Below are 23876 nucleotides of genomic sequence, written 5' to 3'. Positions count from 1 at the left end.
CTAGCGGTCGGACGCCGCCGGGGTCTCCAGCAGGAGGTCGCTGACGATGTCGTGCACCAGGTCGTAGCCGTGCTCGGTGAGGATCGACTCGGCGTGGAACTGGATGCCGCGGTAGTGGGGGCCGCGCACCAGGTGGACGTCACCGGACCCGGGGTCGGCCTCGACACTCACGTCCGGCGGCAGGTCCGCGCCGTCGACCCGGCCCACGAAGGTGTTGTAGAAGCCCACCCGCTCGGCCCGGCCGTCGATCGACACCTGCGACTGGGTGCCCTGGAAGACGATGTCCTTGTAGGCCAGCGGGATTCCGAGCTGGTGGCACAGCGCCTGGTGGCCCAGGCACACGGCGAGGAACGGCTGCCGCCGCTCGAGCAGCCGCGCCACCGCTGCCCGCAGCGCCGCCATCTTGGGGTCCGCGTCGTCGCGCGGGTCGCCCGGGCCGGGACCGACGATCACCAGGTCGAAGCCGTCCAGCGTCCCGTCGGCGTAGTCCTCGTGGCGCACCACGGTGCTGGTCATGCCGAGCACGCCCAGCAGGTGGCGCAGCATGTTCACGAAGTCGTCCTCGCCGTCGAGGATGACCGCGCTCCTCCCGGCCAGCCGCGGGTCGGGGGCGGAGCCGCCCTGGTCGGTGAGCCAGAAGCTCGAGAGCCTGCGGTTGCGTGAGTTCAGCGCGACGAGCACGTCCTCGTCGTTCACGAGCTCCGCGACGTTCGCCGCCGGTGCGGGCGCGGGCGGCACCAGCCCGAACGCACTGAGGATGCCCCCGGCCTTCGCGTGCGTCTCGGCGACCTCGTACGCCGGGTCCGAGTCGCGCACCAGCGTGGCGCCCGCGGTGACCTTGAGCCGGCCCTCGAGGTCGACGTCGGCGGTGCGGATCACGATCGGGCTGTCCACGACCGGACCGCCGACCGCGTCCCGGCCGAGGATGGCCAGCGCGGCGCCGTAGTAGCCCCGGCCCTCGGACTCGTACTCCTTGATCAGCCGGCAGGCGTTCTCGACCGGGGACCCGGTGACGGTCGCGGCATACATCGTGTCGCGCAGGACCTCGCGCGGGTCGCGGCTGGTGCGGCCGGCGAGGAGGTACTCGGTGTGGACGAGGTGGCTCATCGGCTTGAGGAACGGGCCGAGCACCTGGCCGCCCTCGTTGCAGACGTCGCACATCATCTTCAGCTCCTCGTCGACGACCATGAAGAGCTCGTAGATCTCCTTCTCGTCGCGCAGGAAGTCGAGGAGCGCCGCGTGCACGTCGGAGCCGTCGCGCGGGATCCGGAAGGTCCCGCTGATCGGGTTCATCCGCACGTCGCCGCCGTGGATGGAGACGTGCCTCTCGGGGCTGGCGCCGATGAGGTAGCGGTCGCCGGTGAAGAACAGGAAGGTCCAGTAGGCGCCGCGCTCGCGCTCGAGCAGCCGCTTGAGGACGGTGAGCGCCTTGTCGGCGCCCCAGTCGGCGACGGTCGCGCGGTAGTGGCGGCCGATGACGAGGTTGGCGCCCTCGCCCTGCCCGATCTCGTCGTCGATGATCGACTCGACGAGCTTGGCGTAGTCCTCGTCGTCGGTCTCGAAGCCGCCGCGGTCGGCGAGCTCGATGCCGGTGTCGTCGATCGCCGCGACCACCTCGGCGACGGAGAACTCCAGCTCGGTCTCCACGTCGACGACGACCAGCGGGGTGCCGTCGTCGTGCGCCTCGAAGCCGCGCTCGCGCACCTGCCGGAACGGCACCGCGAGCAGCCGGTCGGCGATGTGCCCGTCCTCCGGCACGCCCTCCTCGAGGGGGACGTCGAGCAGGGACTCGACCACCCGCCGCCGGCCGCCCACCAGGCCGACCGTGTCGCGGTCCCCGGCCCGGGTGGAGCGCCGGATGATCGCCCACGCCTCGTGCCCCTGGATCGCCTCGATCGCGGTCCGGGCATCGGTCGTGGAGGTCATGCCCAGAACTCTAACGACGGTCGAGTCGGCGCAGACGCCGGTCCCAAACCCGTCGAGTCGGCGCAGACGCAGTCCGAAATCCGCTCGAGTCGGCGCAGGCTCGGCGAGTCTGCGCCGACTCGACGCTGTTCCGGGACGAGTCTGCGCCGACTCGACCTCAGGAGATGGTGGTGAGCAGCTGGGTCGCGCGGGTCAGGACGACGTACAGCGTGGCCCGGCCGGTGGCCGACTCGTCCTCGATCTCCTGGGGCCGCACGACCACGATGCCGTCGAACTCCAGGCCCTTGGTGTCCAGGCCGGTGAGCACGACGATCCGGTCGTCGCCGGAGGGGGTGACCGAGGAGTCGACCGCGGCGCGCGCGCCGGCGGCGTCGTCGGCGAACTCGGGCCAGGACGCCAGCCAGGCGTTGACCTCCGAGCGGCGGGCCACCGGCACCACGATGCCGACCGTCCCGCCGACCTGGCCCGCGATCTCCGCGACCGCCTGCCGGGTCGCACCCTCGAGGTCGGCGACCCCGGTGAGCACGACCGGCTCCACGCCGGTGGAGCGGACCGCGGTCGGCAGGTCGGCGTCGAGGCCGACCCGCTCGGCGTACGCCGCGGCGTGGGCGTAGATCTCCGAGGAGTTGCGGTAGTTCGTGGACAGGTGGAACTCGTGGACGTCCTTGCCCTCGAGCGCGGCGGCCCGGGCGGCCGCGGACTCCGCAGGCACCGGCCACGACGACTGGGCGGGGTCGCCCACGATCGTCCACGAGGCGGTGCGACCGCGCCGGCCGACCATCCGCCACTGCATCGGGGTGAGGTCCTGCGCCTCGTCGACGAGCACGTGCGCGAAGCCGTCGTCCTCGATCCGGTGGGTGGGCGGCGCCCAGGCCCGACCCGTGGGGGCGTACTCGCGGTCCGCGGCCGTGAACAGCTCCTGCATGTCCACCCCGCCCTCGAGCAGGGAGGTGTCGTCGAGGTCGCGCTCGTCGTCGGTGCGGGCCGGGACGTCGCCCAGCGCGTAGCGCAGCTCGTCGAGCAGCGGCACGTCCTCGACCGAGAGCGAGCCGTCGCCGCTCCAAGACTTGGCCAGCAGCCGCTGCTCCTCCGGGCCGAGCACGCCCTCGGCGACCCGGGAGAGGAACTCGGGCTCGCGCAGCCAGCCCAGCACCTGCGGGGCGTCCAGCGGGGGCCACCAGGCCACCGCGAAGTCCACGAACGCCTGGTGGGACAGCATCTCGTCGTTGAACGCCTCGCGGCCGCGCTCGCGGCCCCGCTCACCGCGCACCTGGCGCCACATGGCGTCGAGGAGCGTGTGGGCGACGCGCGGCAGCTGCCGGTTGCGCCGGCCCTGCGACATCAGCTGGCGGCGGAGCCGGCCGAGCACTCCCCGGTCGAGCACGATGGTGTCGTCGCGCCAGAACACCCGGAACTCCTGCGGGCTGCCCGGGGCCTGCTGCCGGGCGGTGCGCCGCAGCAGCTCGGCCATCCGCTCCGAGCCCTTCACGTCGGCGACGGCGGGCTCGTCGTGGCGGGTGGCGCGCACCCCGTCGACGACCTCGCCGAGGCTGCGCAGCGCGACCGCGGTCTCGCCCAGCGAGGGGAGGACCCGCTCGATGTAGCGCATGAAGACGCCGCTCGGGCCGACGATCAGCACGCCGCCGCCCTCGTAGCGCCGGCGGTCGGTGTAGAGGAGGTACGCCGCGCGGTGCAGCGCGACGACCGTCTTGCCGGTGCCGGGACCGCCGGAGATGGCGACCACGCCCTTGCCCGGCGCCCGGATGGCCTTGTCCTGCTCAGCCTGGATGGTCGCGACGATCGAGTGCATGGAGCGGTCGCGGGCTCGGGACAGCTGCGCCATCAGCGCACCCTCGCCCACGATCGGCAGCTCGACGCCGGAGCGCTCGAGCTCCTCGGCGTCGAGCAGCTCGTCCTCCACCCCGACGACCCTGGGGCCGGTGCAGCGCAGCACCCGCCGGCGTACGACGCCGTGGGGCTCGGCCGCGGTGGCCTGGTAGAAGACCGCGGCCGCGGGCGCGCGCCAGTCGATCAGCAGCGAGTCGCGGTTCTCGTCGCGCAGCCCGATCCGGCCGATGTAGCGCGGCTCGGGGTCGAGGTCCTGCGCCAGGTCGAGCCGCCCGAACACCAGGCCCTCGTGCGCGGCGTCGAGCTGCGCGATCCGCTTCGCGGCCTGGAACACCATGGCGTCGCGCTCCACCAGGCCACCCTCGTGGCCCAGCCGTCCACGGCCGTGACCCTCGCGGGCAAGCTCCTGCGCAGCCTTCGCCGACGTGGCGAGCTGGACGTAGACCTTGTCGACGAAGGCCTGCTCGCGGGCGACCTCGTTCTCGACGAGCTCCTCAGACAACGACCGAATCCCCTCAGACCCTGAAAACATCCCCCGTCGCCGGTCCGGTGCGTGGACTGGCGAGTCGACAAGCCTACCTGCTGGGCGACGCGACAGCTGCCGGACCGGCTGTTCCTGGTCGGAGCCCCGTTCGCTCAGTCGGCCCGGACGTAGCGCGCCAGCCCGAGCTCGAGGTCCGGGCGGATCCCGTCGCCGGCCGCCCGCAGCCCGGCGGAGTGGTCGCCCGCGGGGATGAACGCCTGGGTGGACCCCGCGCCACCGGCCGCGAACATCATCTCGCCCGGCTCGCCGTCACGCAGCGAGCGGATCGTCCCGCGCCCGGTCCTCGCGAAGCTCATCACGACGACGGTGTCCTGCCCCCGGACCCCGGACGTCTCCACCTCCCGAGACCCCGGCTCGTTGGCCTGCGCGTCCACGAACCGCCACAGGTGCCCGTCGTACTCCACGAGCTGCGGGACCGCGGAGCCCGCCAGCCGCCCGGACGTCGGCGCGGGGGCGTACGCCGCCACGCCGATGCGCAGGTCGGGGTCCTCGACCAGCGGGCCGTGCTCCCCGTCGGTCACCCACATCCGCAGGTCCAGGTCCCTGGCCTCCGCCTCGGTCAGCCTGGTGCTGAAGCCGCCCCGGCCCGCCGGGTCGAAGAGCGAGTCGTCGCAGCCCCCGCCGCCCAGGACGCCACCACCGTTGATCGAGATGTGGACCCACGCGCCCTTCGGACCACCCGAGCACAGGTAGGAGACCGGCAGCGGCCCGGCGCCGAGGTCCGTCGCGAGGTCCACCTCGGCGTCACCCGGGTCGCCGATGGCGTCGCCGACCAGCCGCTGCCCGGCCACGTCGTCGCGGAACGTCACGCCCGCGTGCGTGTCCCCGGCCACCTCGGCGTCGGTGAGGTCGTACGCCGCGAGCGCGACCTCGCCGGTGCCGGTGAGCGTGAACGTGCCGCCCTGGCGGGGGGCCACGAAGGTGAAGTCGCCGAAGTCGTCGGCCTCGAGGGTCCGCGGCGCCTCGCCCTCGACCCGCAGCGTGACCCGGTCGTCGTCGCCGGCCGTGGCCCAGCTGACCAGGGACGGGCTCTCGGACGGGTCGAGGTGCAGCCGCACCCTGCCGTCCCCCGACGCGCCGGTCACGAACGCGTAGGTGTAGCCCAGCGACGTCATCGTGGCCGGCGCGACGTGCCCGGCGAGGTCCCGGTCCGGGCCCGCCGGCTGCGGCTCGGCGTCGCGCCCGCCCAGCGATGCCGTGAGCGCGGTGGCCGCCACCACGACCACCGCCGCGGCCGCGCCGGTCACGGCCCGGCGGCGACGGCGTACGACGCGGATCCGCTCTCGCACCGCCACCGGTCGGACGTGGAGGTCGTGGTCGGCCAGGTCGGCGGCGTGCCGCTCGAGGGTGCCGCGCAGGTCGTCCATGGTGTTCATCGCAGGTCCTCCCTCGGGCCGGCGACCAGCGCCGGGTCGATGCGCAGCTTGGCCAGCGCCTTGCTGGTCTGGCTCTTCACGGTGCCGACCGAGCAGCCGAGGAGCCGGGCGGTCTCGGCCTCGGTCAGGTCCTCGAAGTAGCGCAGCACCACGACGGCCCGCATCCGTCGGGGCAGCCGCTCCATCGCGGTCCACAGGTCCCGGCCGGTGTCGGCCCGGTCGGCCACGTCGGTGCCGCTCGCGGGCTCGGGCAGCTCGTCGGTCGCCAGCTCGCCGTTCCAGCGGCGGCGCCACCAGGACGCGTAGGTGTTGACCAGGATCCGGCGCACGTAGGGCTCCGGGTGCCCCTCGATGCGCCCCCAGGCGAACCATGCCTTGGTCAGCGCCGTCTGGAGCAGGTCCTCGGCGAGGGCGTGGTCGTGGGTGAGGAGGTACGCCGTGCGGAGCAGTCCGCTGGAACGTGCCGCGACGAAGTCGTCGAAGCCGACGGACGTCGGCCCGTCCGTGCGCGGATCGCTCACCGGTCCCCCCGAGGTGGATCGCGCCCGCGATCCCGCCAGTGCTGTCATGTCCGGTACTACCCGGTGGCCGGCACGGATGGTTGCCCGGGTCTTCCACCCGGTGCCGGTCACCGGCGCCCGGGCTACTTCTTGCGGCTGAGGAAGGCCGTCATCGCCTCACGCGCCGCGTCGGAGGCGAAGAGCCGCGCGCTCAGCTCGGCCATCTCGTCGCCGAGGGCGTCGATCCGTGCGAGCAGGTCGCGGTTGAGGATCCGCTTCGACTCGCGCAGCCCTTGCGGCGCGCCGGTGGCCAGCGATGAGCAGACCCGCTCCACCTCGGCGTCGAGGTCGGCGGCGGGCACGGCGGTCGTCACCAGGCCGTACGACGCCGCCTCCCGCCCGGTGAACACCTCGCCGCCCAGGGTGGTCAGGGCCGAGGCGCGCGGGTTCATCCGGTGGTGGACGGTCAGCGAGATGATCGCGGCGGCCAGGCCGAGCTTGACCTCGGTGAGCGCGAAGGTGGCGTCCTCGGCCGCGATCGCGATGTCGGAGGCGGCCACGATCCCGATCCCGCCGGCCCGCACCGCGCCGTGCAGCCGGGTCACGACCGGCTTGTCCATCGACGCGATCAGCCGCTGCAGCTCGACGATCCGCCGGGCACCCTCCTCCATGCCACCGGCACTGGCCTCGGCCAGGTCGGCGCCGGAGCAGAACACCCGGCCCTCCGCCCGGACGAGCACGACCCGGACGTCGTCGTCGGCCTCCGCGCGGCGCAGCCCGCCGAACAGCTCGGTGACGAGCTGGCGCGAGAGTGCGTTGCGGTTGTGCTGGGAGTCCAGGGTCAGGGTGGCCACCGCCCCCGTGACGCCGTAGTGGACCAGCTCGGCTGCGGGCTCCTGGGATGCGCCCTGGGTTGCGTCGGACATGGCGCACATCCTGCCGCACGACCATCCGCGCACCCCGCCGCTCCGAACAACCACCATGACGAGACGACTCCTCCATGCCGGGTTCGGCGTGCTCGCGACCATCGTCGGGGTGGCGGCCGGGCACCTGGTCGCGGCCCTGACCGAGCCGGCCGCGTCCCCCGTGCTGGCGGTCGGCTCCACCGTCATCGACCTGACCCCCACGCCGCTCAAGGAGTGGGCGATCGCCCACTTCGGCACGCACGACAAGACCGTCCTGGTCGGCTCGGTGCTCGTGGGCGTGCTGCTGCTGGCCGTCGTGGCGGGGCTGCTGACGCTGCGCCGCTTCGTCTACGGCGCGGCGCTGCTCGTGGTCCTGGTGGCCGTCGCCGCCGGCGCCGCCCTGACCCGGCCCACGGCCGGGCTGAGCGACCTGGTCCCCAGCATCGCGGCCGCCGTCACCGGCGTCGCCTCGCTGGCCTGGCTGGTGCGCGCCGCACCCGACCGCCCCACCGGGGACGCGTCCACCGGCGACGGGTCCACCGGCGACGGCACCAGCCGACGCGGCCTGCTCGTCGCCGGGGGCGTCCTCGCCGCCGCAGCCGCGGTCATGGGCGGCGCGGGCCGCTGGATCACCTCCTACCGCACCCGCCCGGAGAACATCGACCTCCCCGCCGCCACCGACCCGGCACCGGCGTTCCCCGCTGGCCTGGACGAGAAGGTCCCCGGCATCACGCCGTTCCGGACGCCGAACAACGAGTTCTACCGGGTCGACACCCGCCTGACCCTGCCCGTCGTGAGCGTGGACGACTGGTCGCTGACCATCGACGGCGACGTCGACGAGGAGGTCACCTTCTCGTTCGGCGACCTCACCTCGATGGCGCTCGTCGAGCGGGACATCACGCTCACCTGCGTCTCCAACGACGTGGGCGGCAGGTACGTCGGCGCCGCCCGCTGGCTCGGCGTACCGCTGAAGGACCTGCTGGACCGGGCCGGCATCGAGGGCACGAGGGCCGACCAGATCCTCAGCACCGACGTCGACGGGATGACGATCAGCACCCCGCTCGACCTCGCCACCGACGGTCGCGACGCGATGATCGCGATCGGCATGAACGGCGCCGCGCTCCCGCGCGAGCACGGTTTTCCCGCGCGGATGGTGGTGCCCGGCCTCTACGGCTTCGTCAGCGCCTGCAAGTGGATCACCCGGATGACGCTGACCACCTACGCGGAGCAGGACGCCTACTGGACCCAGCGGGACTGGGCCACCGACGCCCCCATCAAGATCGCCAGCCGGATCGACACCCCCAAGCCGCTGTCCTCCATCGACGCCGGCCGCACCGTGATCGGCGGCGTGGCCTGGGCCCAGCACCGGGGCGGCGTCGGACGCGTCGAGGTGCGCATCGACGGCGGTGGCTGGCAGGAGGCCCGCCTCGGCCCGTCTGCCGGGGACGACTACTGGCGCCAGTGGTACCTGCCCTGGACCGCCGAGAAGGGCCAGCACACGCTCGCGGTCCGCGCGGTCAGCGGCGAGGACGAGGAGCAGACCGCCGTCCGCGCCACCCCGTTCCCGGACGGGTCGAGCGGCATCCAGCAGATCGTGGTCACGGTCGCCTGACCCCCTCGGCGACCGTGACGACGGTCCCTACGCGTGATGGGCCGCGGGCGCGTCGACCGGCGGCCGGTAGAGCTTGGCGGACTCGTTCGCGCGCGCCATCGCGGTGAGCCCCTGGTCGATCGTCAGGAGCGGCGTCGTCCGGAACGACTTCACCGCGCCTCCCGCGGTCGCCGCCAGCGAGAACGCGGCAGCTCCCTCAGGGGTCGAGAAGTCCGCGATGCCGACCAGGTCGTAGTCGCCGAAGGCGTAGAACAGGCTCTCGATGCGGCCCCCGCACGACTCCACCAGCGGCTCGATCCGGTCGAGCACATTGCCCTGGTCGCGGACCTGCTTGGCCCAGGAATCTGCGGTGTAGGCGACTTCCAGAAGGTACTGCGCCATGTCGGCCTCCTCGGTGTGGTCATGGCTGCGGGGCCGGTCGGGGGTGACCGTCCACCCTGCGACGCTGCGCCGATCCACCGCCCCGGGCCAGAGGCGAAGTGCTGCCGCGCCCAGGGACCTCTGGGCGAGCGGCGAAATTTCTGCGATCCGGGGCAATCCACCCCGGCCCCGGCCCCGAACACCGTGTGTACGACACCACTACGGAAGGTCACCCTCATGAAGCGCACCACCATCCACCGGGCCAGCGGCATCGCAGCAGTGGCGCTCACCATGTCGTTCGGCCTCGCCGCGTGCGGCAGCGACGACTCCTCCGAGGCCGCCTCGGACACCCCGACCTCCTCGGCCCCGGCCGAGACCGAGTCCTCCGACAGCGGCGCCATGGACGCCGGGTCCCAGACCTTCGGCCCCGGCTGCGCGGCCATCCCGACCTCGGGTGACGGCTCCTTCGACGGCATGGCCACCGAGCCGGTCGCGACCGCCGCCAGCGCCAACCCGCTCCTGAAGACCCTCGTCACCGCCGTCGGCAAGGCCGGCCTGGTCGACACGCTGAACTCGGCCGACGCGCTGACCGTGTTCGCCCCGACCGACGACGCGTTCGCCAAGATCCCCGCGAAGGACCTCAACGCGGTGCTCGCGGACAAGGCGACGCTCACCAAGGTCCTCACCCACCACGTGCTCGCCGGCCAGATGGCCCCCGACGCGATCGTGGGCAAGCAGGACACCCTCGCCAAGGACACGGTCACGGTCGAGGGCGACGAGAACGGCATGACCGTCGACGGCGCCAAGGTGCTCTGCGGCAACATCCCGACCGCGAACGCCACGGTCTACGTCATCGACTCCGTGCTGATGCCCTCCTGAGTCGTTCACCTTTCAGGCAGATAGGCAAGGATCACCCCGTGGACCAGATCCGGCCCGTGAGCCCCGGTGCCCCCTCCCCGGAGGGGGCCCCGGGGGTTCCCGAGCTCGGGGAGCTGCTCAGGCTCTCCAGCCGCGGGGACCAGGGCGCCTTCGCAGCGTTGTACGACGCCACCTCGCGCCGCGCGTACGGGCTCGCCCTGCGCGTGGTGCGAGACCCGGCACAGGCCGAGGAGGTGACCCAGGAGGCCTACCTCGAGGTCTGGCGCACCGCCACCCGGTTCGACCCGGCCCGGGGCAGCGCGCTGGCGTGGCTGCTCACGATCGTGCACCGCAAGGCGGTCGACCGGGTGCGCTCGGCCGAGGCCTCCACCCGCCGGGACACGGCGTACCACCAGCAGAACCAGCCGGTCGCGCACGACGCGACCGCCGAGGCCGCCGAGGCCTCGCTCGAGGCCCGTCGGGTCCGGGGCGCGCTGGACCACCTCACCGAGGTGCAGCGCGAGGCCCTGGAGCTGGCGTACTTCGGGGGATACACACACACGGAGGTGGCGACCATGCTGGACCTGCCGGTCGGCACTGCCAAGACCCGGATCCGGGACGGACTGATCAGACTTCGAGACGCGATGGGAGTGGGCCGATGACCAGCGACATCCACGCGCTGTCGGGCGCCTACGCCGTCGACGCCCTCGACGACATCGAGCGGGCGCAGTTCGAGCGCCACCTCGCCGAGTGCAGCGAGTGCCGGGCGGAGGTCGACAGCCTCCGCGAGGCCGCCGCCCTGCTTCCCGAGACCACCGCCGTCGAGCCGCCGGCCGCCCTGCGCGACCGCCTGCTCGCCGAGGTCGCCACCGTGCGTCCGCTCCCCCCGGTGACCCCCGCCGCACCGGCGCGTGGCACCGGCCGGCGACGCCGGCTCGCCCCGCTGGTCGCCGCGGCCGCCGTCGTGGCCGCCCTCGGCGCCGGCGGCGTCGTCTGGCACCCGTGGACCGACGAGACCGTGCAGCGCCAGCCGAGCGCCATCGAGCGCGTCCTCGACGCTCCCGACGCCGAACGGGTCACCCAGAAGCTCGGGGACGACGTGCAGGCCACCCTCGTACGCTCTCGGTCGAGGAACCAGGCCGTGCTGCTCACCCAGAACATGCCGGCTCCCCCGGACGGGAAGGTCTACGAGATGTGGCTGCAGGACCCCGACAAGGGGATGGTTCCGGCCGGGTTGATGCCCGACGGCGCCACCACCGTCCTGCTCTCCGGTGACGCGGCCGACGCGATCGGTGCCGGGATCACCGTGGAGCCCGCCGGCGGGTCCCACGTGCCGACCTCCGACCCCGTCCTGCTGTTCGAGTTCGAGAACGCCTGATGCGGACCGCTCCTCCCCGCCGGGTCGCCGTCATCGGGTCCGGGGTCGCCGGGCTGACCGCTGCGCACGTTGCCGCCCGGGCGGGCGCCCACGTCACGCTCTACGAGGCCGACGACCGGCTCGGTGGCCACGCCGACACCCACCTGGTCGACGACCCGCGCGGGACGCTGGCCGTCGACACCGGCTTCATCGTCCACAACGAGCGGACCTACCCGACCCTGCTGCGCCTGTTCGCCGAGCTCGGCGTGCAGACGCAGGAGTCGGAGATGTCGATGTCGATCCGCGACGACGGGACCGGCCTCGAGTGGGCCGGCGCGCTGGGCCGCAAGGGCATCTTCCCCACGGCCGACAACCTCCGTCGGCCGGCGTACCTGCGGATGCTGACCGAGATCCCGCGCTTCCACCGGCGCGCGCGCAGGCTGCTGGCGGAGAGCCGGTCCGACGACGGCGACGACACCACGCTGCGGGAGTTCCTGCGCGCGGGCGGCTTCACGGCGTACTTCGCCCGGCACTTCATGGAGCCCGTCGTGGCCGCCGTGTGGTCGTGCGACCCCGAGGTCTCGCTGGACTACCCCGCGCGCTACCTGTTCGCGTTCCTCGAGCACCACGGGATGCTGTCGGTCTTCGGCTCGCCCACGTGGCGCACCGTGACCGGCGGCTCGCGGACCTACGTCGAGCGGGTGGCCGCGGGCCTGCAGGAGATCCGCACCGGCACCAAGGTCACCTCGGTCCTCGAGACCCCGGCCGGCGTCGAGGTCACCGACGGCAACGGCGGCACCACGTCGTACGACGCCGTCGTGGTCGCGACCCACCCGGGCCACGCCCTGACCATGCTGGCCGAGCCGACGCCGGAGCAGGCCGAGGTGCTGGGCGCGATGCCGTACTCCCCCAACACCGCGCTGCTGCACACCGACACCTCCCTGCTGCCCACGGCCCGCAACGCCTGGGCGTCGTGGAACTTCCTGCGCCCGGACGACCGTCGGGCCCGACCGGCGGAGGCCGGGGTCACGGTCACCTACGACCTGACCCGGCTGCAGCGGCTCGACACCGACACCCACTACCTGGTCACGCTCGGCGGCGAGCACCTCGTCGACCCGACCACGGTGATCGACCGGATGGAGTACGAGCACCCGCTCTACAACCCCACCTCGGTGGCCGCGCAGCGGCGCCTCCCCGGGATCGGCACCGACCGGCTCGTGTTCGCCGGCGCCTACCACGGCTGGGGGTTCCACGAGGACGGCGCGCGCTCGGGGCTCGAGGCCGCCGAGCGGCTGGGGCTGAGCTGGCCGTCCGCGGCCGGCTCCCCGACCGACGCGGCGACGGGGGTCTACACGACGACCATCCGGCACACCCGCCGCCGGCCCTTCCGGCGCACCTTCGAGCACCGCTCGCACACCTGGGTGGTCGACCTCGACGACCTGCCCGACCACGGGCGGCTGTCCTGGCTCCTGGGCCGGTTCGAGGCCCGGGACCACCTCGGGGACCCGTCGCGCACCCTCCGGGCCAACGTCGAGGCGTTCCTCGCCGACCACGGCGTCCACCTCGACGGCGGGCGGGTGCTGATGGCCGCCCACCCACGGGCGCTCGGCCACTGCTTCAACCCGATCAGCGTGTTCTGGTGCTTCGACCGCGACGGCGGTCCCGCGGCCACCGTCGTGGAGGTCCACAACACCTACGGCGACCGGCACGCCTACCTCGTCCACCCCGACGAGCAGGGCAGGGCCAGCACCGCGAAGGCGATGTACGTCTCGCCCTTCCACGGCGTCGACGGGACCTACGACCTCGCGGTCCCTCCCCCCGGTGAGCGCCTGCGGGTCGCCGTCAGCCTGCGCACCGACGACGGTGCGGTCTTCAGCGCGTCCCTCGACGGGACCCGCGCCCCGACCTCGAGCCGCGGCTCGGCGTGGCTCGCCGCCCCCGCAGCACTGCGGGGCTCGTTCCTCATCCGCGCCCACGGCATCTGGCTGTGGGCCCGCCGGCTGCCGGTCCGACCACGGCCGCAGCACCACCAGGAAGGTGTCTGACCGATGACCCTCACCCCTTCCCGCCCGGCCATCGACAACTGGCCCGACCTCGGCACGATCCCGTCCGGCCCCCGCGCCGCGGTCTCCGCGCAGGTCGCGAGGAGGCTGTTCCTCGGCGCGATGCGCCGGCTCCCGGTGACCGTCGTGGTCGCGACCGGGTCCACGACCGGCGACGCCGCCGACGGCCACCTCGCGACGTACGGCCGGGGCGGGCCGGTCATGACCGTGCACCGCCCCGACGAGTTCTTCGCCCGGGTCGGCCGGCAGGGCCTGATCGGCTTCGGCGAGTCCTACCTGACCGGCGCGTGGGACGCCGAGGACCTCGCCGGGTTCCTGACCGTCCTCGCCGCCGAGATCCAGCACCTCGTGCCCGAGTCCCTGCAGCGGCTGCGCGCCGTCGTGGTCCCGCGCACCCCCCGCCGGCACCGCAACACCGAGCGCAACACCCGCGGCAACATCGCGCACCACTACGACCTCTCCAACGACCTGTTCCAGCTGTTCCTGGACCCGTCGCTGAGCTACTCCTCCGCGCTGTTCGCCTCCGACGTCGTCGACCGGGGCGACCACCACGAGGCCACGGCTCCCTACGGCGCCGGCAGCACCGGACCCGGAGGCGACCTGCTCGAGGCGCAGGCCCGCAAGATCGAGCGGCTGCTCGACCGGGCCGGCGTCCGCGAGGGGACCCGCGTCCTCGAGATCGGGTCCGGGTGGGGCGAGCTGGCGATCCGCGCCGCCCGTCGTGGGGCCCGGGTCGTCACCATCACCCTCTCCACCGAGCAGAAGGCGCTCGCCGAGGAGCGGATCGCCGCGGCCGGGCTGAGCCGCCTCGTCGACGTCGAGCTGTGCGACTACCGCGCGGTCGAGGGCAGCTACGACGCCGTGCTGTCGGTGGAGATGATCGAGGCGGTCGGCCACCAGTACTGGACGACGTACTTCGAGACGATCGACCGGGTGCTCGCCCCCGGCGGCCGGGTCGCGATCCAGGCGATCACGATGCCGCACGACCGGATGCTGGCGACCCGCAACACCTACACGTGGATCAACAAGTACATCTTCCCCGGCGGTTTCCTGCCCTCGGTGGAGGTGATCGACCAGATCACCCGCCGGCACACCGGCCTGCGCCTGGTCGACCGGCTCTCGATGGGCCAGCACTATGCGGAGACGCTACGTCGCTGGGACCAGGCGTTCCACGACGCCTCGCAGCAGGTGCTGGCCCTCGGCTTCGACGACACGTTCCTGCGGATGTGGCACTTCTACCTGGAGTACTCCCGCGCGGGGTTCGCCTCCGGCTACATCGACGTCAACCAGCTCACCTTCACCCGCCCCGGCGAGGAGACCAGCCGATGACCGCGATCGACGTCTCGACCTCTCCCCGGGCGACCGGCACCGACGGGGTCGCCCCGCGGCTGGCCGAGGCGGCGCGCCCCTTCGTCGGCGGCGACCTGCCGGTGCGGCTGCGCGCCTGGGACGGCTCCGAGGCGGGCCCCGCCGACGCACCCCTGGTGGAACTGCGGTCGGTCGACGCCGTCCGCCGTCTGCTCTGGCACCCGGGCGAGCTCGGTGCCGCCCAGGCCTACGTCACCGGCGAGCTCGACGTCCCCGAGGTCGACGGCTGGGACCTCGGCTCCGCGCTCACCCACGCCTTCGCGGTCGCCCGCGACCGGGGGCTGACGGGCACCCGCCCCTCGCCCGCCGCGGTCGCGACCGCGGTGCGCACCGTCCTGGGCGAGTCCTCGCTGCGCGCCGCGCTCGCGGGCCGCCCGCCCGCGCCCCCGGCCTCGCAGGCCCGGATCAGGGGCCGGCTGCACAGCGCGCTGCGCGACCGGCGCGCGATCAGCCACCACTACGACCTCTCGAACGAGTTCTACTCGCTCATCCTCGAGGAGTCGATGGCCTACTCCTGCGGCTACCACGCCTCCCCGGACGTCAGCCTCGAGGAGGCGCAGCGGGCCAAGCTGTCGCTGGTCTGCACCAAGCTCGGGCTCGAGCCGGGCACGAGGCTGCTCGACGTCGGCTGCGGCTGGGGCTCGCTCTCGCTGCACGCCGCCGAGCACTTCGGCGCGCAGGTCACCGGCGTCACCATCGCCGCGGAGCAGAAGAGGTTCATCGACGCCCGGATCCGGGAGCGGGGCCTCGAGGACCGGGTGGAGATCCGGCTGCAGGACTACCGCGCCGTGCCCGAGCGAGACCACTTCGACGCGGTGTCCTCGATCGAGATGGGCGAGCACGTCGGCGAGAAGAACTACCCGACGTACGCCGAGGTGCTGCGCCGCTCGGTCCGCCCCGGGGGCAGGGTGCTGGTCCAGCAGATGTCGCGCACCGGCCGGTGGCCCGGCGGCGGCCCGTTCATCGAGTCCTTCATCGCCCCCGACATGTACATGCGCCCCGTGGGCGAGACCGTCGCCCACCTCGAGCGCGGGGGGCTCGAGGTACGCGACGTGCACGCCCTGCGGGAGCACTACGTGCTGACCGTCGCGGGCTGGCTGGAGCGGTTCGAGGCCAACGTGGATCGGCTCACCGAGCTCGTCGGCGAGGAGGTCGTGCGGGTGTGGCGGCTCTACCTCGTCGGCGGCGCGATGGCCTTCCGGGACGGCCGGATGGGCGTCGACCAGATCCTGATGGTGCGGCCCGGAGCGGCGCACACGTTGCCGGCGCGGCGGGACTTCTGAGATGAGCACCGGCGTGGCGCTGGCGGTCGCGCTCCTGGCGGCGCTGGCGTGCGCGACGGTGACGATGGCCGCAGCCGCGCTGCGGGCCCGACAGCTCGGCGTGGTGGCCGTCGTGGACGTCGCCTGGGGATTGGGCTTCGTGCTGGTCGCCGCGGTGAGCGGCGCGGTCGCGACCGCGGCCGACGGAGCCGACGCCCGTCGTTGGCTGGTCGCGGTCCTGGTGGCCGTCTGGGGGCTGCGCCTGTCCTGGCACGTGCGCAGCCGCGCCGTCGACGCGGGCGGTCACGAGGACCCGCGCTACGAGAGCATGCTCGGCGGTCCGCTGCGCGAGGTCGGCATGGCGGCCGCCGTGCGCCGGGTCTTCCTCGTGCAGGGGGTGGCGCAGTGGTTCGTCGCGCTGCCGGTGGCAGTGGGTGCGGTGCTGGCCACGCAGTGGTGGTGGGTGGCGGCTCTCGGCGTCGTCGTGTGGGCGGTCGGCCTGGTCTTCGAGGCCGTGGGCGACCGACAGCTCAAGGACTACAAGGCTCGGCCGCGTGACCGGCGTCCGCCGGTGATGGACCGGGGGCTGTGGGCCTGGACCCGGCACCCGAACTACTTCGGCGACGCGTGCGTGTGGTGGGGGCTGTGGCTGGTCTCCGCCCTGGCCGCAGGCTGGCTCCCCGGGCTCCTGACCGTGCTCTGCCCGGTCGCGATGACCGTGTTCCTGCGCAACGTCACCGGCGCGAAGCTGCTGGAGCAGACGATGAGCCGGCGCGACGGCTGGGCGGAGTACGCCGCCCGCACTCCGATGTTCTTCCCGCGTCCGCCCCGAAAGCACTGACGGTTCGTGCTTGACTCGGCGGCATGGATGCCGTCGACGCCGCATTCCGCGCCGTGCCGCGCGCCGGCTTCCTGCCGCGCGGCCTGCGCCGCCGTGCGTCGTACGACGGACCGCTGATGATCGGGCACGGCCAGACCTGCTCCCAGCCGCGCACCCTCGAGGACATGCTGCGGCTGCTCGACGTCCGGTCGCGCCAGCGCGTCCTGGACGTGGGCTCCGGCTCGGGCTGGTCGACCGCGCTGCTCGCCGAGCTGGTCGGACCGCTCGGCGAGGTCGTCGGCGTCGAGCTCGAGCCCGACCTGGTGGAGTTCGGCGCCGCCAACCTGGCCCGGATCGCCGCGCCCTGGGCGCGGATCGTGCCGGCCGTCCCCGGCGTGCTCGGCGTTCCCGAGCACGCGCCGTACGACCGGATCCTGGTCTCCGCGGCGGCCGGGCACCTGCCGGGGGAGCTGGTCGACCAGCTGGCGCCCGGCGGCCGGATGGTGGTCCCCGTGGGCGGGTCGCTGGACCTGGTCACCAAGGACGCCGACGGCAAGGTCTCCGAGAGCCGCCACGGCTCCTACCTGTTCGTGCCTCTCAGGTGAGCGCGCCGAGGTGAGCGCACTGCGCTGACCTGCACCGGGCCGGCGTCAGCCGGGCTGCGGGCCCGGCTCGTCGGCCGAGCGCTGGACGGGCTGCGTGGGGGGCTGCTCGGCGCGCTCCCGGGCCGCGGCCTCCGGCCAGCCCGTCTGCTCGGTCTGCCCCCTCTGCTCGGTCCGCCCCGTCTGCTCGGTCAGCTCCGCCGGCTCGTCGACCGGCTCCCGCACGGCGGGCAGGTTGTCGAAGGTGACCTCCACCGTCTCGAATCCCTTGTGCCGCTGGGCCTGCGCGTAGGCGCGGTAGGCCCGGCGGTCGGCGTCGGTGAGGTCGACCGCGTCGGTGAAGGGCGTGAGCAGTGCCCGCGGCCAGAGCCGCCGGGCGAGCACCACGTTGACCTCGATGCCGATCATGCCCATGACCGAGGCCACGTAGAGCAGGCCGACGAGACCGAGGACCAGTGCGAAGGTCTTGTTCATCGAGCTGGTCTCGGCGAGGACGTGGGTGACGTACCACGCCCCGAGGTACTGCAGCAGCTGCCACAGCACGGCCAGCGTGACAGCACCGGGGGCGGCGGTCCGCCAGCTGTGCCGACGCGCGGCCGCGACCCGGAAGAGCAGGGTCAGCATCAGCGCGATGAGCGCGACGGTGAGCAGCCGGACCAGCCACTTCAGCCAGCCGTTCACGGCGCCGTCGAAGACCTGGGTGTTGCTCACCAGCGTGGACAGCACGGTGACCGTGACGACCGCCATCCCGGCGGTGATCACCAGCAGCAGGCTCTTGAGCCGCAGCAGGATCGGGTTGGGACGGCTGTTGCGCGGCACCGACCAGGCGACGTTCATGGCGTTCTGGATGGCGGTGCCCAGGCCCATCGAGCCGTAGAGCGCGGCGAGGGCACCGACGACCACACCGGCCGTCGACCCCTGCAGCCCCTCCGGCCGGCCGAGCTGGTCACCGATGATCGGGAACTGGCTCAGCGTCGAGCTGAGCACCTCCTGCTGCAGCTCCGGCCGCCCCTGCAGCACGAACCCGAAGATGCTGGAGGCGAGCAGCAGCAGCGGGAAGATCGCGATGAACGCGTAGTAGGTCAGGATCGCGGCCAGGTAGTTGCCCTGGTCGTCGAAGTACTTGTAGACGACGGCGATCGGCACGGCCACCGGTGGACACCGCCGCTGCCCGTGGTCCAGGCCGTCGACGATCCTCCCCACGGGACCACGCTACCGGGCCGCCCCCTCAGCGCAGGCCGCTCGACCCGCCGAAGGGGTGGTAGCAGTCGAACGTCTCGTGCTCGAGCACACGACCGTCGCGGACGGTGAGCAGGCCGGCCATCTCGGCCACCAGCTCGGTCCCCGCCGTGAAGCGTCCGGCGTCGATGCCGACCGTCCCGCGCCAGGTCCCGCGGATCGCGGCCCGCTCCCCCACCACGAGCACCTCGTGCAGGTCGAAGTCCTGCTCGCGGAGCAGGGCCTTGCCGGCCGCGAATCCCGCCAGTGTCTCCTCGACGGTGCGCGTGGCCCCCGCGGGGACGATCGGGTTGGGGTGCTCGACGAAGCGCGCCCGGGGGTCGAGCAGGCTCTCGAGGTCGGCGGGCGTGGATGCCAGGTCACCGACGACCGCGAAGTAGCGGCGGACCACGGTCTCGGTGTCGCGGGACGGATCGCAACTTGTCATGTGCTCGAATATACACAACCATGGTTGTGTGTCAGCCCCCCACAACGACCTGCCCACAGCCCTGTCGCTGGCCGGGAGCGCCGTCGACGGCCAGGTGGTGCGCGCCCTGGAACGTGCCGGACTACCCGGTCTGCGGCCCCGGCACGGGTACGTCGTGCAGCGGCTGCTGTCCGGGCCGAAGACGGCCACGGAGATCGCGGAGGCCCTCGGGGTGAGTCAGCAGGCGGTGTCCAAGACCGTCAAGGAGATGGTCGCGCTGGGGTACGTCCAGCAGGCATGCGACCCGGTCGACCGGCGACGCCGTCCGGTCGAGCTCAGCGAGCGCGGACGGCAGGCGGTGGACGTCGCGCGCCGGACCAGGTCGTCGCTGGCGCGACAGCTCGGCACCCGGGTCGGCGAGGAGCGGCTGACCGTGGCCCATGAGGTGGTCGCAGAGCTCCTCGGGCTGCTCGGGCTGGACGAGCCCGTCCGGCGCCGGGCGGTTCCGCCGCCGGACGGGACCGACCCCGGTGGTCGGTAGGCCCCGGGTGGCCCCAGCGAGCGCGCGGCCACGAAGAGGCGAACCGCCTCCCGGCTGACCGCGCGCCCGACCTCACTCGTCCGGGCCCTCGCGGGCGTCCCTCGCCTCGGCCCGGGCCGTCGCTCCGTACGGGCGGACCCACTGGTCGGCGATCGAGCCGTAGCTGTCGAGGCGCGCGTCCCCCTCCGCGCCCAGCCGGCGAGCCACGTCGGCAGCGAGGACCTCCACCAGCGCGACCGTCGGCGTCAGGCTCTCGAACGGCGCCGGCCCGTCCAGCCGCGCCGGCAGCACGGCGGTGGCGAGGTCGGCGATCGGCGACAGCCACGGGTCGGTGACCAGCACGAGGTGCGCGCCACGGTCATGGGCCAGCTGTGCGAACTCGAAGGTGTCGAGCTCGTAGCGCCGGAAGTCGAAGACCACCACCGTGTCCCGACGCCTCAGGTCGGCGAGACCGGCCGCACGCTCGGCAGCGAGCGAGGGAACGTGCTTGACGCCGGGTCGGAACGGCCGGATCAGGGAGGTCAGCAGCGCAGCCAGCAGGTGGCTCGTCCACCCACCCGTCACCAGCACGTGGTGGCGGCTGTCGGCCAGCATCGAGCTCGCCCGCTCGAACTCCGACGGACTGAGCTCGGCCAGGGTGGTGGTCACGGCGTCGGCCAGCGCCGAGCCGGCCTGGGCGAGCGGCGTCGGTTCCGACCCGGCCGACCGGCTGCGGTAGAGCTCGACCGGCGAGAGCAGCCGTGCCGCGAGGTCGTCGCGCAACGCCTCCTGGAACGCGGCGTACTTCTCGAAGCCGAGCCGGGCGACGAACCGGCTCACGGTCGGTCCGCTCACCCCGGCGCGCGCAGCCAGCTGGCTGGCCGACCCCAGGCCGACCGTCGGTGGACCCGACAACAGCGCGCGGGCGACCCTGCGCTCGGCGTTGCTGAGCTCGCCGAGGCTGCGCCTGATGCGCTCGTTGACACCCACAGGGGCAGGCGACATGGACGGAGGCTAGCTGATTCATTGCTTTCACGACAGGTCGTTGACCGACGGATCTGAAAGATGCTCTACTGCACCGCGTGATCTGCGGCACACCTCCCACACGCATAGATCCGGGGCCCAACGCACCCGGCCCGGACCTGCGAGAGCACCTCTCCCGCGCAGCCGGTGCGTTCGGGACGCCGCTCTACGTGGTGGAGGTCGAGGCGCTGACCCAGGCAGCGGCCGCCGTCGAGGCAGCCTTCCCGGCACCGTGGATCCGGCAGTACTCCCTGAAGGCCAACGACCTGCCGGCGGTCACCGAGCTGCTGGCCGAGCGCGGATGGGGCGCCAACGTCGTCTCGGCCGGGGAGTGGGCCAGCGCCCGGGCTGCCGGGGTGCGACCCGGTGCCACGACGTTCGAGGGCGTGGGCAAGACCGACCGGGACCTCCTGGCGGCGGTGCACACCGCTGCCGCCGGCAACCCGCTGCTGTGGGTCGCGGTGGAGTCGGCCGACGAGCTGGTGCGGCTCGCCGAGCTGCACCGCGCTCGCTCCGAGGCAGCCAGCCGTGACATCGACCTGCCCGTGCTGCTGCGCCTCAACCCCGACGTCCAGCCCGAGACGGTTCCCGGCCTGGCGGTCGGCCTGGCCGCCAGCAAGTTCGGCCTCAGTCCCGACGACCTGGAGGACCTCGCCGCCGCACCCCTGTGGCGTGGCGGCCTGCGGCTGCGCGGCATCCACGTCCACATGGGGTCACACCTGCAGGACGTGACCAGCTGGGCGAGGGCGGGCCGCCGCGCCGTCCGCCTGCTCGGCCGGGTGCAGGACCGGTACGCCGGCCCCGGGGTGCCGGACACGATCGACTTCGGCGGCGGGTTCCCGGTGCACGGGACCAGCCCCACGCCGGCCGACTTCGCCACGGCCCTCGCCGACGAGCTGCACCGGGCCGGCCTGGAGCTTCCGCCCACCCCGGCCATCGAGCCGGGCCGGGTCATGGTGGCGGCCGCGGGGTGGCTGGTCGCCGGCGTGCTGCACACCAGGCTGCGCGGCCGGGACCGACAGGTCATCCTCGACGTCGGGATGACCGAGCTCATCCGGCCGGCGCTCTACGGCAGCCAGCACCGCGTCACCGCGCTGCGCGACCTCACGGGGGACGCGAGCGAGCCGGTCGACGACGTGGTGGTGCAGGGCGCGGTCTGCGAGTCGACCGACACGTTCGGCACCCACCCGCTGCCGGCGCTGCGCCGCGGCGACCTCGTGGTCCTGCACGAGGCCGGCGCCTACAGCGCTTCCTTCTCGTCCCGCTACAACGGCCGGCCGCCTGCACCTGAGGTGCTCCTCTGGCCGGACGGCACGCTCCAGCAGGTCGACCGCGTGCCCCCGCCATCCCCGGGGCGACCAGTCCAGCTCGTCCGGACCGCCGACGGTGCGCCGCTCGGCACAGAAAGGAGTGCCCGATGACCACATCCACGCGAGGTGGCCGACGCGGACGGTGGGCGAGTGCCCTCGCGGCCGTCGGCCTGGGGGCCGCGTTGCTCGCCGGCCAGGTCGGCGCCAGCGCGCCGGCGACAGGTGCCGACGCCACGACGCTGACCGTGCCCGCCGAGACCCAGATCACGACGTTCAACCCGTTCCTGAGCTACTACGACGGTGAGCTCGACGTGATCGGCTCCATCTACCCGGCGCTCACCATGCTCGACGACTCCGGTGAGCCCCAGCCGTACCTCGCCGACTCCTGGACGACCTCCTCGGACAAGCTGACCTGGACCTTCAAGATCCACCCGGACCTGACCTGGTCCGACGGCGAGAAGCTGACCGCCGAGGACGCCGCGTGGACCTTCAACCTGATCATGGACAACGCGACCGCCGCGACCTCGAACGGCTCGCTGGTCGCCAACTTCGCGTCCGTGACCGCGCCGGACGACACCACGCTGGTCATCAAGACCAAGCAGCCCCAGGCCAACATGCTGTACCTCAGCATCCCCGTCTCCGGGATCCCGATCGTGCCCGAGCACGTCTGGAAGAGCCACGTGAGCGGGCTGAAGGACTACCGCAACATGGACTTCCCGGTCGTCGGCTACGGCCCGTTCGTCCTGACCGGCTACAAGACCAACCAGTACGCCACGCTGGAGGCCAACCCGGACTTCTTCCTCGGCGCCCCCGGCTACGACAAGCTCGTCACCCGGTACTTCTCCAACAGCGACGCCGCCGCTGCGGCACTGACCAGCGGTGAGCTGGACCAGCTCAGCGGTCTCTCCCCCGCGCAGTTCAACGCGATGGGGAACAAGTCGAACCTGAAGACCTACCAGACCCAGTCGAACGGCTGGACCGCGATCGAGGTCAACTCGGGGGCGCAGACGCGGACCGGTCGACCGATCGGCACCGGCAACCCGATCCTCAAGGACATCAAGGTCCGCCAGGCCATCGCGCTGGGCATCGACCGTCCCGAGCTGGTCCGCAAGGTGCTCGACGGCAACGGTGTCGTCGGCGCCGGCTACCTCCCTCCGGGCTACCCCCAGTTCTTCTGGACGCCTCCGGCCGAGGAGGCGCTCGACTACGACCCCGACCGCGCCAACCAGGTCCTGGACGACGCCGGCTACCGCATGGGTCCCGACGGCGTCCGCGTCGACGGCAAGGGGAACCCCCTCACGTTCCGGCTCGGCATCCACTCCGACGACGCGACGGACGCAGCCATCGCGCCCTACCTGAAGGAGTGGATGAGCGACATCGGGATCAAGCTCGACGTGAGCGCGATGAGCTTCGACCAGCTCAACAACGACCTGGCCAAGGGCGACTGGGACATCCTGATGGACGGCTGGAGCACCGGCCCTGACCCGACGTACCTGCTCTCGATCCAGACCTGCGGCACCCTGCCCGAGGACGACGGCTCGAACGGCAACACCGACGCGTTCTTCTGCAACCCCCAGTACGACGAGCTGTACGCCGAGCAGCAGACCCAGTTCGACGCCGGCGAGCGCGCGGCGACCATCGCCGACATGCAGGAGATCCTCTACGCCAACAACGCCGACATCATCCTGTTCTACAAGAACGGGCTGAGCGCCATGCGGACCGACCAGGTGGCCAACTACCTGCAGGGCTCCGAGGACTCCGACGGCTTCTACCCCCTGCAGCACGGCTTCACCAGCTGGTGGAAGGCCGAGCCGGCGACTGGTGCGACCAGCGCGGCGAAGCAGGCGGAGGAGTCCAGCCAGAGTGCCCTGACCTGGATCGGGCTGGGCGTGCTCGTGGTCGTGCTGGTCGGCGGCGGGGTGTTCCTGCTGAGGCGGCGCACGGCGGGCGACCGTGAGTGACGCAGGAGTGAGCTGA

21 protein-coding genes are annotated in these 23876 nt (G+C 73.0%); 12 read left to right on the top strand and 9 right to left on the bottom strand.

Annotated features, from left to right (window positions below):
* From ACFO9I_RS16515 to ACFO9I_RS16495, 5 genes are all read right to left on the bottom strand, one after another.
* A complete protein-coding gene (locus ACFO9I_RS16515; RefSeq protein ID WP_379182766.1) occupies positions 1-1926 on the bottom strand; it encodes an anthranilate synthase family protein in 1926 nt (641 codons plus the stop codon).
* A gap of 157 nt (positions 1927-2083) precedes the next feature.
* On the bottom strand, positions 2084-4276 hold the full coding sequence (locus ACFO9I_RS16510) for a HelD family protein (RefSeq protein ID WP_379182764.1): 2193 nt from the start codon (positions 4274-4276) through the stop codon (positions 2084-2086).
* Between the two features lie 134 nt (positions 4277-4410).
* On the bottom strand, positions 4411-5694 hold the full coding sequence (locus tag ACFO9I_RS16505) for a hypothetical protein (protein ID WP_379182762.1): 1284 nt from the start codon (positions 5692-5694) through the stop codon (positions 4411-4413).
* Positions 5691-6215, bottom strand: coding sequence for a SigE family RNA polymerase sigma factor (locus tag ACFO9I_RS16500; protein ID WP_379182760.1), 525 nt, complete (start codon positions 6213-6215; stop codon positions 5691-5693). Before ACFO9I_RS16500 ends, ACFO9I_RS16505 begins: the two co-directional genes overlap by 4 nt.
* 122 nt (positions 6216-6337) lie before the next feature.
* Entirely contained in the window at positions 6338-7120 is a 783-nt protein-coding gene (locus tag ACFO9I_RS16495) for an enoyl-CoA hydratase-related protein (RefSeq protein ID WP_379182758.1), read from the bottom strand.
* 55 nt (positions 7121-7175) lie between these two features.
* Here ACFO9I_RS16495 and ACFO9I_RS16490 point away from each other — a divergent pair, with 55 nt between their 5' ends.
* Positions 7176-8711: a molybdopterin-dependent oxidoreductase gene (locus tag ACFO9I_RS16490; RefSeq protein WP_379182756.1), complete on the top strand. Its 1536-nt coding sequence runs from the start codon at positions 7176-7178 to the stop codon at positions 8709-8711.
* Positions 8712-8738: 27 nt separating this feature from the next.
* On the opposite strand, the gene ACFO9I_RS16485 is transcribed toward ACFO9I_RS16490, so the two are convergent.
* Positions 8739-9092, bottom strand: a complete 354-nt coding sequence (locus tag ACFO9I_RS16485; protein ID WP_379182754.1) for a GYD domain-containing protein — start codon at positions 9090-9092, stop codon at positions 8739-8741.
* Between the two features lie 216 nt (positions 9093-9308).
* On the opposite strand from ACFO9I_RS16485, the gene ACFO9I_RS16480 reads away from it, so the two are divergent.
* The 8 genes from ACFO9I_RS16480 to ACFO9I_RS16445 are packed head-to-tail and all read left to right on the top strand — an operon-like array spanning position 9309 to position 17404.
* Positions 9309-9950, top strand: coding sequence for a fasciclin domain-containing protein (locus tag ACFO9I_RS16480; RefSeq protein WP_379182752.1), 642 nt, complete (start codon positions 9309-9311; stop codon positions 9948-9950).
* A gap of 38 nt (positions 9951-9988) precedes the next feature.
* Positions 9989-10591, top strand: a complete 603-nt coding sequence (gene sigK, locus ACFO9I_RS16475) for an ECF RNA polymerase sigma factor SigK (protein ID WP_379182750.1) — start codon at positions 9989-9991, stop codon at positions 10589-10591.
* The gene (locus tag ACFO9I_RS16470) at positions 10588-11307 is read left to right on the top strand and encodes an anti-sigma factor (RefSeq protein WP_379182748.1); all 720 of its coding nucleotides are present in this window, start codon (positions 10588-10590) and stop codon (positions 11305-11307) included. Before sigK ends, ACFO9I_RS16470 begins: the two co-directional genes overlap by 4 nt.
* Entirely contained in the window at positions 11307-13331 is a 2025-nt protein-coding gene (locus tag ACFO9I_RS16465) for an FAD-dependent oxidoreductase (protein ID WP_379182746.1), read from the top strand. The genes ACFO9I_RS16470 and ACFO9I_RS16465 overlap by 1 nt, the downstream gene beginning before the upstream one ends.
* Positions 13332-13334: 3 nt before the next feature.
* The gene (locus ACFO9I_RS16460) at positions 13335-14678 is read left to right on the top strand and encodes a class I SAM-dependent methyltransferase (RefSeq protein WP_379182744.1); all 1344 of its coding nucleotides are present in this window, start codon (positions 13335-13337) and stop codon (positions 14676-14678) included.
* Positions 14675-16000 (top strand): class I SAM-dependent methyltransferase, encoded by a 1326-nt coding sequence (locus ACFO9I_RS16455; protein ID WP_379182742.1) that lies wholly within the window; start codon positions 14675-14677, stop codon positions 15998-16000. The genes ACFO9I_RS16460 and ACFO9I_RS16455 overlap by 4 nt, the downstream gene beginning before the upstream one ends.
* A gap of 1 nt (position 16001) precedes the next feature.
* Positions 16002-16820: a DUF1295 domain-containing protein gene (locus tag ACFO9I_RS16450; protein WP_379182740.1), complete on the top strand. Its 819-nt coding sequence runs from the start codon at positions 16002-16004 to the stop codon at positions 16818-16820.
* 23 nt (positions 16821-16843) lie between these two features.
* Positions 16844-17404: a protein-L-isoaspartate O-methyltransferase family protein gene (locus ACFO9I_RS16445; RefSeq protein WP_379182738.1), complete on the top strand. Its 561-nt coding sequence runs from the start codon at positions 16844-16846 to the stop codon at positions 17402-17404.
* Positions 17405-17449: 45 nt separating this feature from the next.
* On the opposite strand, the gene ACFO9I_RS16440 is transcribed toward ACFO9I_RS16445, so the two are convergent.
* Both ACFO9I_RS16440 and ACFO9I_RS16435 read right to left on the bottom strand, forming a co-directional pair.
* Positions 17450-18604, bottom strand: a complete 1155-nt coding sequence (locus ACFO9I_RS16440; RefSeq protein WP_379182736.1) for a YihY/virulence factor BrkB family protein — start codon at positions 18602-18604, stop codon at positions 17450-17452.
* Positions 18605-18629: 25 nt separating this feature from the next.
* Entirely contained in the window at positions 18630-19067 is a 438-nt protein-coding gene (locus tag ACFO9I_RS16435) for a nuclear transport factor 2 family protein (protein ID WP_379182734.1), read from the bottom strand.
* A gap of 28 nt (positions 19068-19095) precedes the next feature.
* Here ACFO9I_RS16435 and ACFO9I_RS16430 point away from each other — a divergent pair, with 28 nt between their 5' ends.
* Positions 19096-19587, top strand: coding sequence for a MarR family winged helix-turn-helix transcriptional regulator (locus tag ACFO9I_RS16430; RefSeq protein WP_379182732.1), 492 nt, complete (start codon positions 19096-19098; stop codon positions 19585-19587).
* 72 nt (positions 19588-19659) lie between these two features.
* Here ACFO9I_RS16430 and ACFO9I_RS16425 read toward each other — a convergent pair whose 3' ends face one another.
* On the bottom strand, positions 19660-20571 hold the full coding sequence (locus ACFO9I_RS16425; RefSeq protein ID WP_379182730.1) for a MurR/RpiR family transcriptional regulator: 912 nt from the start codon (positions 20569-20571) through the stop codon (positions 19660-19662).
* Between the two features lie 188 nt (positions 20572-20759).
* Here ACFO9I_RS16425 and ACFO9I_RS16420 point away from each other — a divergent pair, with 188 nt between their 5' ends.
* Positions 20760-22010, top strand: coding sequence for a hypothetical protein (locus ACFO9I_RS16420; RefSeq protein ID WP_379182728.1), 1251 nt, complete (start codon positions 20760-20762; stop codon positions 22008-22010).
* Positions 22007-23860 carry an ABC transporter substrate-binding protein gene (locus tag ACFO9I_RS16415; RefSeq protein ID WP_379182726.1) on the top strand — a complete coding sequence of 618 codons (1854 nt, stop codon included), beginning with the start codon at positions 22007-22009 and terminating at the stop codon, positions 23858-23860. The genes ACFO9I_RS16420 and ACFO9I_RS16415 overlap by 4 nt, the downstream gene beginning before the upstream one ends.
* The last annotated feature ends 16 nt before the right edge of the window (positions 23861-23876 follow it).

Source organism: Nocardioides sp. GCM10023255, assembly GCF_042653125.1.
In the GTDB taxonomy this organism is placed as follows: Bacteria; Actinomycetota; Actinomycetes; order Propionibacteriales; family Nocardioidaceae; genus Nocardioides.
This window is presented reverse-complemented; position numbering and strand designations above follow the sequence as displayed.